Source organism: Massilia sp. 05N420, assembly GCF_056397205.1.
In genome coordinates this window covers 1-16,236 of sequence record NZ_JBFTMX010000010.1, presented here as the reverse complement: position 1 = coordinate 16,236, position 16,236 = coordinate 1, and the positions used below count along the sequence as shown (strand labels likewise).

The 16,236-nt window shown below is 58.7% G+C and carries 18 protein-coding genes; all 18 read left to right on the top strand.

The features are described 5' to 3' along the window. Positions 1 to 347: 347 nt before the first annotated feature. The 18 genes from mnmG to AC1DIX_RS07950 all read left to right on the top strand — a co-directional run bounded on the left by mnmG (position 348) and on the right by AC1DIX_RS07950 (position 16,106). Positions 348 to 2,306, top strand: a complete 1,959-nt coding sequence (gene mnmG, locus AC1DIX_RS08035) for a tRNA uridine-5-carboxymethylaminomethyl(34) synthesis enzyme MnmG (protein WP_477323415.1) — start codon at positions 348 to 350, stop codon at positions 2,304 to 2,306. Further along, positions 2,303 to 2,953, top strand: coding sequence for a 16S rRNA (guanine(527)-N(7))-methyltransferase RsmG (gene rsmG / locus AC1DIX_RS08030; RefSeq protein WP_477323413.1), 651 nt, complete (start codon positions 2,303 to 2,305; stop codon positions 2,951 to 2,953). The genes mnmG and rsmG overlap by 4 nt, the downstream gene beginning before the upstream one ends. Positions 2,954 to 3,040: 87 nt before the next feature. Further along, positions 3,041 to 3,811, top strand: coding sequence for a ParA family protein (locus AC1DIX_RS08025; protein WP_477323411.1), 771 nt, complete (start codon positions 3,041 to 3,043; stop codon positions 3,809 to 3,811). Between the two features lie 29 nt (positions 3,812 to 3,840). After that, entirely contained in the window at positions 3,841 to 4,722 is an 882-nt protein-coding gene (locus tag AC1DIX_RS08020) for a ParB/RepB/Spo0J family partition protein (protein ID WP_477323409.1), read from the top strand. A 308-nt stretch (positions 4,723 to 5,030) separates the two neighbouring features. Beyond that, a complete protein-coding gene (locus AC1DIX_RS08015; RefSeq protein WP_477323407.1) occupies positions 5,031 to 5,375 on the top strand; it encodes an ATP synthase subunit I in 345 nt (114 codons plus the stop codon). Beyond that, positions 5,372 to 6,205: a F0F1 ATP synthase subunit A gene (gene atpB / locus AC1DIX_RS08010; protein ID WP_477323405.1), complete on the top strand. Its 834-nt coding sequence runs from the start codon at positions 5,372 to 5,374 to the stop codon at positions 6,203 to 6,205. Before AC1DIX_RS08015 ends, atpB begins: the two co-directional genes overlap by 4 nt. A 92-nt stretch (positions 6,206 to 6,297) precedes the next feature. Further along, on the top strand, positions 6,298 to 6,540 hold the full coding sequence (gene atpE / locus AC1DIX_RS08005) for a F0F1 ATP synthase subunit C (protein WP_091665119.1): 243 nt from the start codon (positions 6,298 to 6,300) through the stop codon (positions 6,538 to 6,540). A 78-nt stretch (positions 6,541 to 6,618) separates the two neighbouring features. Further along, complete coding sequence (locus AC1DIX_RS08000; RefSeq protein WP_477323402.1) at positions 6,619 to 7,089, top strand: F0F1 ATP synthase subunit B; 471 nt, start codon at positions 6,619 to 6,621, stop codon at positions 7,087 to 7,089. Between the two features lie 2 nt (positions 7,090 to 7,091). Next, a complete protein-coding gene (locus AC1DIX_RS07995; protein ID WP_442123902.1) occupies positions 7,092 to 7,625 on the top strand; it encodes a F0F1 ATP synthase subunit delta in 534 nt (177 codons plus the stop codon). 71 nt (positions 7,626 to 7,696) lie between these two features. Continuing rightward, complete coding sequence (atpA, locus tag AC1DIX_RS07990) at positions 7,697 to 9,232, top strand: F0F1 ATP synthase subunit alpha (RefSeq protein ID WP_442123901.1); 1,536 nt, start codon at positions 7,697 to 7,699, stop codon at positions 9,230 to 9,232. A gap of 62 nt (positions 9,233 to 9,294) precedes the next feature. Continuing rightward, positions 9,295 to 10,176: a F0F1 ATP synthase subunit gamma gene (gene atpG, locus AC1DIX_RS07985; RefSeq protein ID WP_442123900.1), complete on the top strand. Its 882-nt coding sequence runs from the start codon at positions 9,295 to 9,297 to the stop codon at positions 10,174 to 10,176. A gap of 67 nt (positions 10,177 to 10,243) precedes the next feature. Then, positions 10,244 to 11,647: a F0F1 ATP synthase subunit beta gene (atpD, locus tag AC1DIX_RS07980; protein WP_442123899.1), complete on the top strand. Its 1,404-nt coding sequence runs from the start codon at positions 10,244 to 10,246 to the stop codon at positions 11,645 to 11,647. Between the two features lie 23 nt (positions 11,648 to 11,670). Continuing rightward, complete coding sequence (locus tag AC1DIX_RS07975; protein ID WP_442123898.1) at positions 11,671 to 12,096, top strand: F0F1 ATP synthase subunit epsilon; 426 nt, start codon at positions 11,671 to 11,673, stop codon at positions 12,094 to 12,096. Between the two features lie 208 nt (positions 12,097 to 12,304). Continuing rightward, positions 12,305 to 12,874: a DarT ssDNA thymidine ADP-ribosyltransferase family protein gene (locus tag AC1DIX_RS07970; protein WP_477323400.1), complete on the top strand. Its 570-nt coding sequence runs from the start codon at positions 12,305 to 12,307 to the stop codon at positions 12,872 to 12,874. Beyond that, positions 12,874 to 13,518, top strand: a complete 645-nt coding sequence (gene darT / locus AC1DIX_RS07965; protein ID WP_477323398.1) for a type II toxin-antitoxin system toxin DNA ADP-ribosyl transferase DarT — start codon at positions 12,874 to 12,876, stop codon at positions 13,516 to 13,518. Before AC1DIX_RS07970 ends, darT begins: the two co-directional genes overlap by 1 nt. After that, positions 13,515 to 14,591 (top strand): type II toxin-antitoxin system antitoxin DNA ADP-ribosyl glycohydrolase DarG, encoded by a 1,077-nt coding sequence (gene darG / locus AC1DIX_RS07960; protein WP_477323396.1) that lies wholly within the window; start codon positions 13,515 to 13,517, stop codon positions 14,589 to 14,591. The genes darT and darG overlap by 4 nt, the downstream gene beginning before the upstream one ends. 165 nt (positions 14,592 to 14,756) lie before the next feature. Beyond that, positions 14,757 to 15,269 (top strand): peptide-methionine (S)-S-oxide reductase MsrA, encoded by a 513-nt coding sequence (gene msrA, locus AC1DIX_RS07955; RefSeq protein WP_477323394.1) that lies wholly within the window; start codon positions 14,757 to 14,759, stop codon positions 15,267 to 15,269. A gap of 192 nt (positions 15,270 to 15,461) precedes the next feature. Further along, positions 15,462 to 16,106, top strand: a complete 645-nt coding sequence (locus AC1DIX_RS07950) for a serine hydrolase domain-containing protein (protein ID WP_477323392.1) — start codon at positions 15,462 to 15,464, stop codon at positions 16,104 to 16,106. The last annotated feature ends 130 nt before the right edge of the window (positions 16,107 to 16,236 follow it).

The following is a 16,236-nucleotide window of genomic DNA, read 5'->3' as shown; positions in this document are numbered from 1 at the left end:
CCTTGTCGCAGACGTTGGCATCGGTGGCGACGGGCAGCGGCGCATACGGCGGGTGGCTGTTGACGATCCATTAGGTAGCGCCGCTAGTGCAGGCCGCGAGCCGGCAGCGTGTACCGACCAGCGTGCGCACCTGGACCGGCAGGGCCCTGACCTGGGCACCTTACCGGCCGCGATGGCGGGGAGGGCGGCGAACATTCCGTGAGCGGCGAGCAACTGTGGCCTCATCCGCCTTCCTCCAAAAAGGTTTCACGTGAAACAAAATTCTGTGGTTTTCGGGACCGACTTGAAGCTGCACGGAAAAAAGAATCTATAATCCCAGCTTAACTCTCCTCGCAGCACATTCCATCATGTTATTTCCGACAGAATTCGACGTGATCGTCGTTGGCGGCGGCCATGCCGGCACCGAAGCGGCGCTCGCGTCTGCACGCATGGGGCAAAAGACCCTATTGCTTACTCACAACATCGAGACCCTCGGTGCGATGTCCTGCAACCCGTCGATCGGCGGTATCGGCAAGGGCCACCTGGTCAAGGAAGTGGACGCCATGGGCGGCGCGATGGCAATCGCCACCGACGAGGCCGGCATCCAGTTCCGCATCCTGAACTCGTCCAAGGGCCCGGCCGTGCGCGCCACCCGCGCCCAGGCCGACCGTGTGCTCTACAAGGCCGCGATCCGCTCGCGCCTGGAAAACCAGCCGAACCTGTGGCTGTTCCAGCAGTCCGTGGACGACCTGATGGTCGAAGGCGACCGTGTGATCGGCGCCGTCACCCAGATCGGCCTGCAGTTCCGCGCCCGCGCCGTGGTGCTCACGGCCGGTACTTTCCTCGACGGGAAGATCCACGTCGGCCTGCAGAATTACACGGCCGGCCGCGCCGGCGATCCGGCGGCGGTGTCCCTTTCGAGCAGGCTGAAAGAGCTGAAGCTGCCGCAGGGCCGCCTGAAGACCGGCACGCCGCCGCGCATCGACGGTCGCAGCATCGACTTTTCCGCCATGAGCGAGCAGCCGGGCGACCTCGATCCGGTGCCGGTGTTCTCGTACATGGGCAATGTCGCCATGCACCCGAAGCAGGTGCCGTGCTGGGTCACGCACACGAATGCACAAACCCACGAGATCATCCGTAACGGTCTGGACCGCAGCCCGATGTACACCGGGGTGATCGAAGGCGTCGGCCCGCGCTACTGCCCGTCGATCGAAGACAAGATCCACCGCTTCGCCTCGAAAGAATCGCACCAGATCTTCCTCGAACCGGAAGGGCTGACGACCAACGAGTTCTATCCGAACGGGATCTCGACCAGCCTGCCTTTCGACGTGCAGCTTGCCCTGGTGCGCTCGATGCGCGGCCTGGAAAACGCCTTCATCCTGCGTCCCGGCTATGCGATCGAATACGATTACTTCGACCCGCGCGGCCTGAAGGCGTCGCTGGAAACCAAGGCAATCAACGGCCTGTTCTTCGCCGGCCAGATCAACGGCACCACCGGCTACGAAGAAGCAGCGGCGCAAGGCATGCTTGCCGGTATCAATGCGGCACGCCAGACCCAGGGCAAGGAAGCCTGGACCCCGGGCCGCTCGGAAGCCTATCTCGGCGTGCTGGTCGACGACCTCACCACCCAGGGCGTGGCCGAGCCTTACCGCATGTTCACCAGCCGTGCCGAGTACCGCCTGTCGCTGCGCGAAGACAATGCCGACATGCGCCTGACGGAAATCGGCCGCAAGCTGGGCGTGGTCGGCGATGCGCAATGGGAAGCTTTCGAGCGCAAGCGCGAAGCAGTGGCCCTGGAACTGGAACGCCTGCGCTCGACCTGGGTCAACCCGCGCATCCTGGCGGCCGTCGAATCCGAACGCGTGATCGGCCAGGCCATCGAACGCGAGTACAACCTGGCCGACCTGCTGCGCCGTCCCGGCGTCGAGTACGACAAGCTGATGACCCTGCAGGGCAACGAGGGCCAGGCCCTGGCCGGCCCCGGCGTCGAGGATCCGGCGGTGAAGGAACAGATCGAGATCCAGCTGAAGTATTCGGGCTACATCAACCGCCAGGCGCGGGAAGTGGAGCGCCACGACTACTACGAGAACCTGAAACTGCCGGAAAACCTGAACTACCTGGAGATCACGGCACTGTCGATCGAGGTGCGCCAGAAGCTCGATAAACAGCGTCCGGAAACCCTGGGCCAGGCGTCGCGCATCTCCGGCGTGACCCCGGCGGCGATTTCCCTGCTGCTGGTGCACCTGAAAAAACGGGGCGCCAAGGGCTTTACCAATGCACCAGCGGAAGGCAGCGGCGAGGCGCCGCAGCAGGAGCTTGCCGAATGAAGAATTTCGACCGCAATGCTCTTGCTCAGGTACTGCGCGACGGCACCGCCGAGATGCAGCTCGAGGTCAGCCCGGCCCAGCAGGAACAGCTGCTGGACTACCTGGCCCTGATGTTCAAGTGGAATTCCGTCTATAACCTGACTTCGCTGCGCGATCCGATGCAGATGGTGACCCACCACCTGCTCGATTCCCTGGCCGCGGTGCCCGCCTTCGCCGGTGCGAAAAACGTGCTGGACGTCGGCGCGGGCGGCGGCTTGCCCGGGATCGTGCTGGCGGTGGTCCGTCCGGACATGAAAGTGTCGATGATCGACACCGTGCACAAGAAAACCGCCTTCCTCACCCAGGTGAAGGCGCAGCTGGGCCTGGCCAACGTCAGCGTGTACACCATGAAGGTGCAGGAGCTGGAGGTGAGCGACAAATTCGACGTCATCACCTCGCGTGCTTTTGCCGACCTCTCGGATTTCGTCGAGTGGTCTGCGCACCTGCTGGCGGAGCAGGGCAGATACATTGCCCTGAAAGGGGTGGCGCCGGAGGACGAGCGGCAGAGGCTGCCGGCCGAATGGAAGGTGACGAAAGTGGAACCCCTGCAGGTGCCCAGACTGGGGGCGGAACGTCATCTGGTTTTCATCCAAAGGGTAACCAGCTAAACGATATAAACCGTTTATACCGTATTACCAAGTAAATCGTATAAATCGTTTTAATGGTATTAACGGTATGGCTTTTTGAAGGCATACATGGCGAAAATTTTTTGCGTAGCAAACCAGAAGGGCGGCGTCGGCAAGACCACCACCAGCGTCAACCTGTCCGCCGGACTGGCCAAGCTGGACCAGCGCGTGCTGCTGGTCGACCTCGACCCGCAGGGCAACGCCACCATGGGCGCGGGCATCAACAAGGCCGGCCTGAGCTCCTCGATCTATGAGGTGCTGCTCGGCGAGGCCGACGTCGCAAGCAGCAAGCTGCGCAGCGAAGCGGGGCGCTTCGACGTACTGCCGGCGAACCGCGAGCTGGCCGGCGCCGAAGTCGAGATGGTGGAACTGGAAAACCGCGAACGCCGTCTGAAGGACGCTCTCGCCAAGGTCGACGCCGACTACGACTTCATCCTGATCGACTGTCCGCCGGCGCTGTCGATGCTGACCCTGAACGGCCTGGTGTGCGCGCACGGCGTGATCATCCCGATGCAGTGCGAGTACTACGCGCTGGAAGGCCTGTCGGACCTGGTCAACACGATCAAGAAGGTGCACGCCAACCTGAACCACGACCTGCGCATCATCGGCCTGCTGCGGGTGATGTTCGATCCGCGCATGACCTTGTCGCAGCAGGTGTCAAGCCAGCTCGAGCAGCACTTCGGCGACAAGGTCTTCAAGACCATCATCCCGCGCAACGTTCGACTGGCCGAGGCGCCCTCGTACGGCATCCCCGGCGTGGTGTTCGATCCTTCGTCGAAAGGGGCGCAGGCGTACATCGCCTTCGGCGCCGAGATGGTCGAGCGCATCAAGACCATGTAATCCACATATAAACAGAACAGTCCAACATCATGGCAACCAAAAAACTGAAGGGACTCGGCCGCGGCCTCGACGCCCTGCTCGGCGGCGACGCCCACGAGACCCCGGCCGCACCAAGCGGCAGCCCGTCCGCCCTGCCTGTCACCCGCATCCAGGCCGGCAAGTACCAGCCGCGCACCCGCATGGACGACGGCTCGCTGTCCGAGCTGGCCGCCTCCATCAAGAGCCAGGGCATCATGCAGCCGGTGCTGGTGCGTCCGATCACCGGGGCAGGGGAGATCGGCTACGAGATCATCGCCGGCGAACGGCGCTTCCGCGCGGCGCAACTGGCCGGCCTGGAAGAGATCCCGGTGCTGGTGCGCGAGGTCGACGATCAGAACGCGGCCGCGATGGCCCTGATCGAGAACATCCAGCGCGAAGACCTGAACCCCCTCGAAGAAGCGCAAGGCATCGCGCGCCTCATCTCGGAATTCGACTTCACCCATGAACAGGCCGCCACCGCGGTTGGCCGCTCGCGCAGTGCGGTGTCGAACCTGCTGCGCCTGGTGAACCTGGCCCAGCCGGTGCAGACCATGCTGATGGCAGGGGATATCGACATGGGCCATGCGCGCGCCCTGCTGGCGGTCGACGCCGCCAGCCAGATCGCGCTGGCCACCCAGGTGATCGCGAAACGCCTGTCGGTACGCGAAACCGAAAAACTGGTCGCCCGTACCCTGGAAGAGCAGAACGCGCCGGCGGCCACCGCGCGCCAGAAGGAAAAGTCGGGCGACATCGTCCGCCTCGAGGAAGAACTGTCCGACCGTCTCGCCACCCCGGTCGCCTTCAAGATGGGACCGAAGGGCAAGGGGCAGATGATCATCGATTTTGCCGACCTCGACGTGCTCGAAAGCGTGCTGACCCGCCTGCGCGACTGATCCCGCATCCGCATCGAAGCTGTGGGCAAGTGTCGAATTGCCCACAGTACACCCCCTCATCGATCGCCGGTATATGCATCTACAGGACTTTTGGTAGATCGCACTATGTTCCCTGTAATAGGCTGAATTTCGTAGGATTTTTCCGGGATTGACGTTAAATTTCTTTGTCGTTTTTACATCGTTGTAGACGCGATATAAGGACGGAAGAGTTTGACTCTGCACTTCATAAGCCCTTATAATCCCGCTGATTCATGTAATTACCATACCGTAACTCGGTTCCACACGGCTGGCGCGAAAGAACAAAAACAATGCTGCGCTTGGTCTCCCTGCAAATGATGGCAACAGTTGTAGCCGGCGTGATCGCCGGACTGCTAGGGGGGTGGTCTGCGATGTTTTCGGCGGTACTTGGCGGGTTGTGTTGTGTCGTTCCCAATGCTGTCATGGCGGTGCGCCTGTTTGCCGGCGCCCAGAAGCCGGGCGGAGCGAACCCTGCCGCATTTTTCATCTGGGAATTTGTAAAGATTGCTTTAACACTGGCGCTGTTGGTGATCATCGCGCGGGTGTACCACGATTTGAACTGGCCGGCCCTGTTGGGTGGCTTCATCGTGGCGCTGAAAAGTTACATCATCTTATTATTTAGGCATTCACAATGACGAGTCCAACGGTAGAAAACGCCGCGGCGCACGCGCCGACTGCGGGAGAGTACATCACCCACCACCTCGGTCACCTGACCAACATCCATCAGGGCTTCATCGTCGACTTCAGCGTGATCAACTATGACACGGTGTTTTGGTCGGTTTTGATGGGCGTTGTCGGTGTTTTCGTCATGTGGCTGGGCGCCCGCAAGGCGACCTCCGGCGTGCCGGGCCGTTTCCAGGGCCTGCTCGAAACCGTCGTCGAAATGGTCGAAGACCAGTCGAAGTCGATCATCCACGGCGATCGCCGCTTCATCGCGCCGCTGGCCCTGACCGTCTTCATCTGGGTCTTCCTGATGAACTGCCTGGACTTCCTGCCGGTCGACCTGTTCGCCGGCATCTTCCGCCTGCTGGGCATGGGTGAGCCGCACTTCCGCATCGTCCCGACCGCCGACCTGAACGGTCCGCTGGGCATGTCGCTGGGCGTGCTGGCCGTGGTCCTGTTCTACAACGTCAAGGTCAAGGGCGTCGGCGGCTGGATCCACGAACTGTTCGCCGCTCCGTTTGGCATCTATATGGCTCCGTTCAACTTCCTGTTGAACATGATCGAATACGCAGCACGTACCGTGTCGCTCGGCATGCGACTGTTCGGCAACATGTACGCCGGCGAGCTGCTGTTCCTGTTGATTGCCCTGCTCGGCGCCCTGGCGGGTCCGTTCGGCATCGTCGGCCAAATCGTTGCAGGTTCGGCTTGGGCAATCTTCCACATCCTGATCGTGCTCCTCCAGGCATTCATCTTCATGATGTTGACACTGGTGTATATCGGTCAGGCCCACGAGAGCCACTGACCGACGCGATCGCAAGAACGAACAAGATAGTGGTAGTAAAGAAGTAGTAAAAATCCTAGTTTTTTAATTTTCAATCTTTTGGAGTAAATCTCATGACTGACGTTTCTTTCGTTGCACTGGCTTGCGGTCTGATCATCGGCCTGGGCGCAATTGGCGCATGTATCGGTATCGCGATCATGGGCGGTAAATACCTGGAAGCCTCGGCACGTCAGCCTGAACTGATGAACACCCTGCAGACCAAGATGTTCCTGCTGGCTGGTCTGATCGACGCGGCATTCCTGATCGGTGTCGGTATCGCCATGCTGTTCGTGTTCGCCAAGCCGTTCACCAGCTAATCACGCTTTTCACGACAAGTGATCTGATGAGCCGAACCTCTGCGGTTCGGCATCCGTTTTTGTGAGAAGGAATTTACCGTGAATCTGAACGCAACTCTGTTTGTTCAGTTCGTGGTCTTCTTCATCCTGGTGTTCGTCACGATGAAATTCGTGTGGCCGCCGGTGATGAAAGCGCTCGACGAGCGCGCCCAGAGGATCGCGAACGGCCTGGCCGCAGCTGACCGCGGCAAGGCAGAAATGGCTGCCGCCGAAAAACGCATCGCCGCCGAACTGGCGTCGACCCGCGAAGAAAGCGCCAAGCGCATCGCCGACGCCGAAAAGCGTGCCCACGCAATCATCGAAGAAGCCAAGCAGACCGCTGCCGTCGAAGCCGCCCGCATCGTCGAAGCTGCCAAGGCCGACGCCGAGCAGCAAGTGACCCGCGCGCGCGAAGAACTGCGCGGCCAGGTGGCAAGCCTGGCTGTGGCCGGCGCCACGCAGATCCTCAAGCGCGAAGTGAACGCAGCGGCCCACGCCGACCTGCTGAACCGCCTGTCGACCGAGCTCTGATCATGGCTGAATTCGCAACCGTCGCCCGCCCCTACGCCGAAGCCCTGTTCCGTGTCGCCCAGAACGGCGACATGGCGGCCTGGTCCGGCATCGTCTCGGAACTGGCGCAAATCGGCGCCAATCCGGACGTGCAGGCTTTTGCCGGCAATCCGAACGTCACGGCGGCACAACTGGCCGAGACGATTGCGTCGCTGGTCAAGTCGCCGCTGAACGCCGAAGCGAAAAACTTCATCGTGATGCTGGCCGAAAACGGCCGTATCGCGTTGTTGCCGGAAATCGCCGCCCAGTTCACTGTGCTGAAGAATGCGCAAGAAGGTGCTGCCGACGCGACTGTCTACAGCGCCTTCGAGATGTCGGCCGACCAGGTGAATGCGCTGGCCGCCACGCTCGAAAAGAAATTTGGCCGCAAGCTGAACCCCACGGTCGAAGTCGACCCGTCGCTGATCGGTGGTGTGCGCGTGGTCGTCGGTGACGAAGTGCTGGATACCTCGGTCCGCGCGAAGCTGCAGCAGATGCACAACGCGCTGGTGGCCTGAGGATCTTTGCACCGTCTACCGCGTCCAAGCCCTTGCCCTACGCATCAAGAAACTATTAGGAGTTAGCACTCATGCAACTTAATTCGTCTGAAATCAGCGAACTGATCAAGAGCCGCATCCAGGGCCTCGAAGGTTCGGCTGATGTTCGTAACCAAGGCACGGTGATCTCCGTCGCCGACGGTATCTGCCGCATCCATGGTCTGTCGGACGTGATGCAGGGCGAGATGCTGGAATTCCCGGGTAACACCTTCGGTCTGGCGATGAACCTCGAGCGTGACTCGGTCGGCGCCGTGATTCTGGGTGCTTACGAGCACATCTCCGAAGGCGACACCGTCAAGACCACCGGCCGCATCCTGGAAGTCCCGGTCGGCCCGGAACTGCGTGGCCGCGTCGTCAACGCACTGGGCCAGCCGATCGACGGCAAAGGTCCGATCGACGCCAAGCTGACCGCTCCGATCGAAAAGATCGCCCCGGGCGTGATCGCGCGTGAATCCGTCTCGCAGCCGATGCAGACCGGTATCAAGTCGATCGACGCGATGGTGCCGATCGGCCGTGGCCAGCGCGAGCTGATCATCGGCGACCGCCAGACCGGCAAGTCGGCCGTGGCAGTTGATGCGATCATCAACCAGAAGGGTCAGAACATGACCTGCGTGTACGTGGCGATCGGCCAGAAGGCCTCGACCATCAAGAACATCGTGCGCTCGCTGGAAGAGCATGGCGCGATGGAGTACACCATCGTCGTCGCCGCTTCCGCTTCGGAATCGGCAGCCATGCAGTACATCTCGGCCTACTCGGGCTGCGCGATGGGCGAATACTTCCGCGACCGCGGCGAAGACGCGCTGATCGTGTACGACGACCTGTCGAAGCAGGCTGTCGCCTACCGCCAGATCTCGCTGCTGCTGCGCCGTCCGCCGGGCCGCGAAGCTTACCCGGGCGACGTGTTCTACCTGCACAGCCGTCTGCTGGAGCGTGCCGCTCGCGTGAACGCCGACTACGTGTCCGCCTTCACCAACGGCGCCGTGACCGGCAAGACCGGTTCGCTGACCGCACTGCCGATCATCGAAACCCAGGCTGGCGACGTCTCGGCCTTCGTGCCGACCAACGTGATCTCGATTACCGACGGCCAGATCTTCCTGGAAACCTCGCTGTTCAACGCCGGTATCCGTCCGGCGATCAACGCAGGTATCTCGGTGTCGCGCGTCGGTGGCGCTGCCCAGACCAAGGTCATCAAGGGCCTGTCCGGCGGTATCCGTACCGACCTGGCGCAGTACCGTGAGCTGGCTGCGTTCGCGCAGTTCGCATCGGACCTGGACGAGTCGACCCGCAAACAGCTGGACCGCGGTGCACGCGTGACCGAACTGCTGAAGCAGAAGCAGTACTCGCCGCTGCCGATCTCGCTGATGGCCGCATCGCTGTTCGCCGTCAACAAAGGTTATTTCGACGATATCGAAGTCAAGCGCGTGCTGGATTTCGAAGCCGGTCTGCACAACTTCCTGAAGTCCAGCCACGGTGCCCTGCTGTCGAAGATCGACGAGACCAAGGCCCTGGACAAGGACGGCGAAGCAGCGCTGGCCGCCGCCATCGCCGACTTCAAGAAGTCGTTCTAAGCGCGGCTATCTGATGGAATGCGGGACCGGGGCGACCCGGTCCCTATAAGGAGTAAGGGCTCATGGCAGCAGGCAAAGAGATACGTGGCAAGATCAAAAGCGTAGAAAATACGAAGAAGATCACCAAGGCGATGGAAATGGTCGCCGCGTCCAAGATGCGCAAGGCGCAGGACCGGATGCGCGCCGCCCGTCCCTACAGCGAGAAGGTCCGCAACATCACGGCCAACCTCGCCACTGCGAACCCGGAGTACACCCACGCGTTCATGGCGAATGCCAAGGACACGAAAGCGAAAGCCGTCGGCTTCATCGTCGTCACGACCGACAAGGGTCTGTGCGGCGGCATGAACACCAACGTGCTGCGCCAGGTGACGCAGAAGACCCGCGAGCTGGAAGCCGCGGGCAATCGCATTGAAGTCGTTGCAATCGGCAACAAAGGTCTGGGCTTCCTGAACCGCATCGGCGTGAAGGTCGTTTCGAGTGTCACGCAAATCGGCGACACCCCGCACCTGGAAAAGCTGATCGGCCCGATCAAGGTCATGCTCGACGCTTACCAGGATGGTCAGCTGGACGCGGTGTACCTGTGCTACACCAAGTTCATCAACACCATGCGCCAGGAACCGGTGGTCGAGCAGCTGCTCCCGCTGCCGGCCGGGCACCTGAAGGCGGACGAAGGCGGCCACTCGTGGGACTACATCTACGAGCCGGACGCGCAAGTCGTCATCGACGAGCTGCTGATGCGCTACGTCGAAGCGCTGATCTACCAGTCGGTGGCCGAGAACCTGGCGTCCGAGCAGTCGGCGCGCATGGTGGCGATGAAGGCCGCAACCGACAACGCGGGCAACGTCATCGGCGAGCTGAAGCTGGTCTACAACAAGACCCGCCAGGCAGCGATCACGAAAGAACTCTCCGAGATCGTGTCGGGCGCAGCTGCAATCAGCGCTTAAAAGCGGCAGCTAAGCTGAATCAACGACCTCTCGAAACGAAATTAAAACTATATCTGAAGGAACGAACATGGCTGATGGCAAAATCGTTCAGTGTATCGGCGCCGTGGTTGACGTGGAATTCCCGCGCAACGCAATGCCGAAAGTGTACGACGCACTGAAAATGGAAGGCTCCGAACTGACCCTGGAAGTCCAGCAGCAGCTGGGCGACGGCATCGTCCGTACCATTGCGCTGGGCAGCTCGGAAGGCCTGCGTCGCGGCATGATTATCCAGAACACCGGCAACCCGATCATGGTGCCGGTTGGCAACGCGACCCTGGGCCGCATCATGGACGTGCTGGGCAACCCGATCGACGAGCGCGGCCCGGTCAACGCCGAGCGCACCGCATCGATCCACCGCACCGCACCGGCCTACGACGAGCTGTCGCCGTCGCAGGACCTGCTGGAAACCGGCATCAAGGTGATCGACCTGGTCTGCCCGTTCGCCAAAGGCGGTAAGGTCGGCCTGTTCGGCGGCGCCGGCGTCGGCAAGACCGTCAACATGATGGAACTGATCAACAACATCGCTAAAGCGCACTCGGGTCTGTCCGTGTTCGCCGGCGTGGGTGAGCGTACCCGTGAAGGTAACGACTTCTACCACGAAATGGCCGATGCCAAGGTCGTCGATCTGGACAACCTGGGCAACTCGAAGGTCGCGATGGTCTACGGCCAGATGAACGAACCGCCGGGCAACCGTCTGCGCGTCGCGCTGACCGGCCTGACCATGGCCGAAGCCTTCCGTGACGAGGGTAAAGACGTTCTGTTCTTCGTCGACAACATCTACCGCTACACCCTGGCCGGTACCGAAGTCTCGGCACTGCTGGGCCGTATGCCGTCGGCAGTGGGCTACCAGCCGACCCTGGCCGARGAGATGGGCCGCCTGCAAGAGCGCATCACCTCGACCAAGACCGGTTCGATCACCTCGATCCAGGCCGTGTACGTCCCTGCGGACGACTTGACCGACCCGTCGCCGGCAACCACCTTCGCCCACCTGGACTCGACCGTCGTTCTGTCGCGTGACATCGCTTCGCTGGGTATCTACCCGGCAGTGGACCCGCTGGACTCGACCTCGCGCCAGCTGGACCCGCTGGTCGTCGGTGAAGAGCACTACGCCACCGCGCGCGCCGTGCAGGGCACCCTGCAGCGCTACAAGGAACTGCGTGACATCATCGCGATTCTGGGCATGGACGAACTGGCACCGGAAGACAAGCTGGTCGTCGCACGCGCTCGCAAGATGCAGCGTTTCCTGTCGCAGCCGTTCCACGTCGCTGAAGTGTTCACCGGCGCACCGGGCAAGTACGTTTCGCTGAAAGACACGATCAAGGGCTTCAAGATGATCGCGTCGGGCGAACTGGACCACCTGCCGGAGCAGGCGTTCTACATGGTCGGCACCATCGAAGAAGCGATCGAGAAGGCCAAGAAGCTGGCTGCCTAAGCGGCCTCCTTTAAGGGACACACATGGCAAATACCATTCACGTTGACGTCGTCTCGGCCGAAGAGCAGATCTTTTCGGGCGAAGCCGAGTTCGTCGCGTTGCCGGGTGAATCGGGTGAGCTGGGTATCTACCCGATGCACACCCCCTTGATCACGCGCATCCGTCCGGGCGCCGTGCGCATCAAAGTGCCGGGCCGTACCGAAGAAGAATTCGTCTTCGTCGCCGGCGGCATCCTGGAAGTCCAGCCGAAAGGCGTGACCGTCCTGGCCGACACCGCCATCCGCGGCGCCGACCTGGACGAAGCGAAAGCCCAGGAAGCCAAGCGCCAGGCGGAAGAGCTGATGCTGAACAAGGAATCCGCGATCGACTACGCCAAGGCGCAAGCCGAACTGGCGGCCGCGATCGCCCAGCTGGCGGCCATCGCCAAGCTGCGTCACAAGGGCCGCTGATTTTTAGCGGTTTCAAGTGATGAAAAAAAAGGCAGCCTGCGGGCTGCCTTTTTTATACCGTTCTAACGCCATGCCAGGAAATTAGAAAGCTTTCACAGCAAACCGTAACTTTCTGCCACTGTTTCCGTTGATCACGAGTATCATGTAAGTAGCTTTCGCGCATCTACTTATTATGCATCTCTCACTCTGCCCTGTGCTCGGAGGATCAATGCCTGATATCAAGGATCAGAAACTTCTCTACCACCTGACCGCGTTAGACAATGTTCCATCTATCTTACGTTTTGGTCTCCTACCAAGAGCAAGTCTCAGTAACTTCGCGGATATTGCGGATGCCGAGATCATAAACGGCCGAAGGGACCACGGCTTGGAACATTACGTTCCTTTCCATTGGTTTGCTCGTAACCCGTTCGATGGACGTGTTCAGCGAGATCATCCAGAAACTTCTTTTGTGCTCATCTCCGTGAGACGTACACTAGCTGTAGCGGAGAGCTGGAAAGTCATTCCACGCCATCCGTTAGCTAGTGCGGCACCGCAACTGTTAGATTATCAGGCTGGCTTTGGTGCGATCGACTGGAATAAAATGAATCAACGTGATTATCACGACAGCGAATGCAAGAGTATATGTATGGCCGAATGCGTATCGCCGCGTCCAGTCTTGGCAAACGAGTTTTTCAGGATCTATGCTCCAAACGAACAGGTAGCGCAAGCCGTAAGGAATTTGATCAATGTAGAGCGCCTTCAACTTGAAGTAGAAGTGATTCCAGGAATGTTTAACTAATGATGTACAAAAGTCTAAATCCGGAAAAAGCGCTGATATGGAGGATTGTCCATAGAGATAATATTCCTTGGATTCTAACGAATGGTCTGCACTGCGCGAACTCAAAGATTCGAGATCCTAACTACGTAAACATTGGAAACGTAGATTTGATTGACAAGCGCAGACATCGTATTGTTCCTGTAGAACCAGGCGGTACGTTGACCGATTACATTCCTTTTTACTTCACGCCATTTTCAGTGATGATGATGAATATTCATTCAGGAAGAAGTGTTGTAAAACGTCGTAACGAGGAAATTGTAATTTTGGTATCGAGCTTGCGCCGAATAGATAGGCTCGGCCTTCCATTTCTATTTACGAATGCCCATGCTTACCCTAGCTGGACTAATTATTACAGCGAGCTCGAAGATCTGGATCAAATTGATTGGAATCTGCTTCAAGCTCGTGATTTTAAACGGGACCCAGATGATCCTCGCAAAGTAGAACGTTATCAAGCTGAAGCATTAATTCATAAAAATCTGCCTGTAAAAGCGCTCTTAGGTATGATTTGCTATACTGATTCTCAAAAAAATGACATCAGAGAGCAAATCTCCGAACTTGACCTAGACTTGACAGTCCATGCAAGAAAAGATTGGTACTTTCAATGATTAAATTTACGACCGGAAATCTACTAGAAGCAAAAGCCGATGTTCTAGTGAACACGGTAAATACTGTCGGAGTCATGGGAAAAGGTATCGCTTTGATGTTTAAAGAGCGGTTTCCTGAAAATTTCCGACAATATGCTGCTGCGTGCAAAGCTCAAAAGGTCCGTACGGGAGAGATGTTCGTTACTCGTGTCAATGAGTTAGATGGACCTCAATGGATTGTAAATTTTCCGACCAAACAACATTGGCGATCACCATCACAATTAGCATGGGTGATTGAAGGTCTTAAAGATCTCAGGAAATTCTTGACTGAAAATAACGTTTCGTCGATTGCTATTCCGCCGCTTGGGGCTGGTAACGGCGGATTGGATTGGGATAAAGTTAAGCCAGAAATTGAAAAGGAATTAGGCCAACTTGATATCGATATACTCGTTTTCGAGCCAACGGAAAGATATCAAAACGTAGAGAAAAAAACTGGCGTCGAAAAGCTAACTCCTGCTCGAGCATTAATCGCTGAACTTGTACGTAGATATTGGGTTATGGGAATGGAGTGCAGCTTGCTTGAAATTCAAAAGTTAGCTTGGTTCCTTGAAAGAGCAATCGAGAAATTTAATCCGAAAGCTAATCCTTTGAATCTGAAATTCACTGCCCACAAATACGGACCGTACGCAAATAGGCTAGATCATTTATTGAATAACCTTGACGGAAGTTATCTACACTGTAATAAGCGTATAAGCGATGCTGATCCCTTGGAAGTAATATGGTTTGAGGAAACGAGGAAAGACTTTTTACAAGCCTATCTGAAAAGCGAAGCACGAGATTACTTAGAAGCATTAGAAGCTACTGCTGACTTAATCGACGGGTTTGAGTCCCCTTTTGGAATGGAATTGCTTGCAACTGTTGATTGGCTTTTAGCTAGAGAGAGCGTCGAGCCAAGTATTCAAGCTGTGCGTGAAGGTCTTGTAAACTGGCGAGGTGGTGAGCGTGCAGCTGAGAGAAAAGTACGCTTATTTGACAATCGAGCAATTGGGATAGCGCTTGAACGACTAACATACAGCAACTTGAAACCTGTCTAGTATTGTTGAGTTCAATTTAAAAATTTGGCGAACGATAATTGAGTTGCTGTAATGACTAACAAGGCATCCTGCGGGCTACCTTTTTTTATTGCCTGGCCGTTCTGGAAATACGGCCTCTCGTCCTTATCTAGCGTGGATCACAACGATCGCTTGAAAGGACGGACCATGAAACAAGAAACTGCGATCCTCGCAGGGGGCTGCTTCTGGGGCATGCAAGACCTGATCCGCAAGATGCCGGGCGTGCTGTCGACCCGGGTCGGCTATTCCGGCGGCGACGTGCCCAACGCCACCTACCGCAATCACGGCACCCACGCCGAGGCGATCGAGATCGTGTTCGACCCGGAGAGAATCAGCTACCGGCGCCTGCTCGAATTCTTCTTCCAGATCCACGACCCCAGCACGGCCAATCGCCAGGGCAACGATATCGGCGCCAGCTACCGTTCCGCGATCTTTTATACCAACGACGCGCAGAAGGAGGTCGCGCTGGACACGATCCAGGACGTCGATGCCTCCGGCCTCTGGCCCGGCAAGGTCATGACCGAAGTGAAAGCTGCCGGCCCGTTCTGGGAAGCGGAACCGGAACACCAGGATTACCTGGTCAAGCATCCGAACGGCTATACCTGCCACTTCATCCGCAAGGACTGGCGCCTGCCTCACCGCGACGAGCGCGCCGCCTGAACCGTGGAGCGCCGGCCTGGCGACGCTGAAAAGGAAGGCAGCCTGCGGGTTGCCTTTTATTTTCAGTCCCATTCGCCCCGCCGATCCGACCGCTCATCTCCGGCGATCACCGCTCGTCGGAAAATCATTGCTTGACGTAATGACATCTCTTATCTTGTCTCGACCACAACCATCGAGAGAGAAGGAGCCGCCATGTTCAAGCCGTCCCCCGTCTGCGCCGCCATCGCCGTCCTGCTGGCGGCGCCCCTCGTCCACGCCGCGCCGGATGGCGGCCAGGATGTGGCGGCGCGCATCGACCAGGTACTGGCCGCCACCTATGAAGCCGATGCGCCGGGGGCCACCGTCATCGTGGTCAAGGACGGCAAGACCATCCTGCGCAAGGCCTACGGGCTGGCCGACGTCGAGCACAAGCAGCCGCTGGCCCCGGATACGCCGATGCGCCTGGGCTCGATCACCAAACAGTTCACCTCGACCGCGATCCTGATGCTGGTCGACGAGGGCAAGATCAAGCTGGACGACGACATCACCGTCTACCTGCCCGACTATCCGAGCCAGGGCAAGAAGGTCACCATCGAGCACCTGCTGACCCATACCTCGGGCATCGTCAGCTATACCGGCAAGCCGGACTACATGGCGAACATGCAGAAGGACCTCACGGTGCGGCAGATGGTCGACTCTTTCAAGAACGATCCGCTGGAATTCGCGCCGGGTTCGCGCTACCGGTACAACAACTCCGGCTACTTCCTGCTGGGTGCCATCATCGAGAAGGTGTCCGGCCAGACCTACGACAAGTTCGTCGAGCAGCGCATCTTCGTGCCGCCCCCTATGTCAGACTAGTTGTCGCCTCCTTTTTCAATGGGAGGCGTACAAGTGAAGTATCCTGCAGCATTCATCGAACAAGCCTTGGTAAAGGTGCACTCACGCGGCGACCGGACGATACGTTCGGTCGCCGAAGAGCTCGGCGTGA

Excerpts from the sequence above, each read along its gene's own strand:
- atpA (WP_442123901.1), top strand. The coding sequence starts at position 7,697 with ATGCAACTTAATTCGTCTGAAATCAGCGAACTGATCAAGAGCCGCATC.
- AC1DIX_RS07995 (WP_442123902.1), top strand. The coding sequence starts at position 7,092 with ATGGCTGAATTCGCAACCGTCGCCCGCCCCTACGCCGAAGCCCTGTTC.
- rsmG (WP_477323413.1), top strand. The coding sequence starts at position 2,303 with ATGAAGAATTTCGACCGCAATGCTCTTGCTCAGGTACTGCGCGACGGC.
- atpB (WP_477323405.1), top strand. The coding sequence starts at position 5,372 with ATGACGAGTCCAACGGTAGAAAACGCCGCGGCGCACGCGCCGACTGCG.
- AC1DIX_RS07975 (WP_442123898.1), top strand. The coding sequence starts at position 11,671 with ATGGCAAATACCATTCACGTTGACGTCGTCTCGGCCGAAGAGCAGATC.
- AC1DIX_RS08025 (WP_477323411.1), top strand. The coding sequence starts at position 3,041 with ATGGCGAAAATTTTTTGCGTAGCAAACCAGAAGGGCGGCGTCGGCAAG.
- AC1DIX_RS07950 (WP_477323392.1), top strand. The coding sequence starts at position 15,462 with ATGTTCAAGCCGTCCCCCGTCTGCGCCGCCATCGCCGTCCTGCTGGCG.
- darG (WP_477323396.1), top strand. The coding sequence starts at position 13,515 with ATGATTAAATTTACGACCGGAAATCTACTAGAAGCAAAAGCCGATGTT.
- atpG (WP_442123900.1), top strand. The coding sequence starts at position 9,295 with ATGGCAGCAGGCAAAGAGATACGTGGCAAGATCAAAAGCGTAGAAAAT.
- darT (WP_477323398.1), top strand. The coding sequence starts at position 12,874 with ATGATGTACAAAAGTCTAAATCCGGAAAAAGCGCTGATATGGAGGATT.
- atpE (WP_091665119.1), top strand. The coding sequence starts at position 6,298 with ATGACTGACGTTTCTTTCGTTGCACTGGCTTGCGGTCTGATCATCGGC.
- AC1DIX_RS08020 (WP_477323409.1), top strand. The coding sequence starts at position 3,841 with ATGGCAACCAAAAAACTGAAGGGACTCGGCCGCGGCCTCGACGCCCTG.
- msrA (WP_477323394.1), top strand. The coding sequence starts at position 14,757 with ATGAAACAAGAAACTGCGATCCTCGCAGGGGGCTGCTTCTGGGGCATG.
- mnmG (WP_477323415.1), top strand. The coding sequence starts at position 348 with ATGTTATTTCCGACAGAATTCGACGTGATCGTCGTTGGCGGCGGCCAT.
- AC1DIX_RS08015 (WP_477323407.1), top strand. The coding sequence starts at position 5,031 with ATGCTGCGCTTGGTCTCCCTGCAAATGATGGCAACAGTTGTAGCCGGC.
- AC1DIX_RS07970 (WP_477323400.1), top strand. The coding sequence starts at position 12,305 with ATGCCTGATATCAAGGATCAGAAACTTCTCTACCACCTGACCGCGTTA.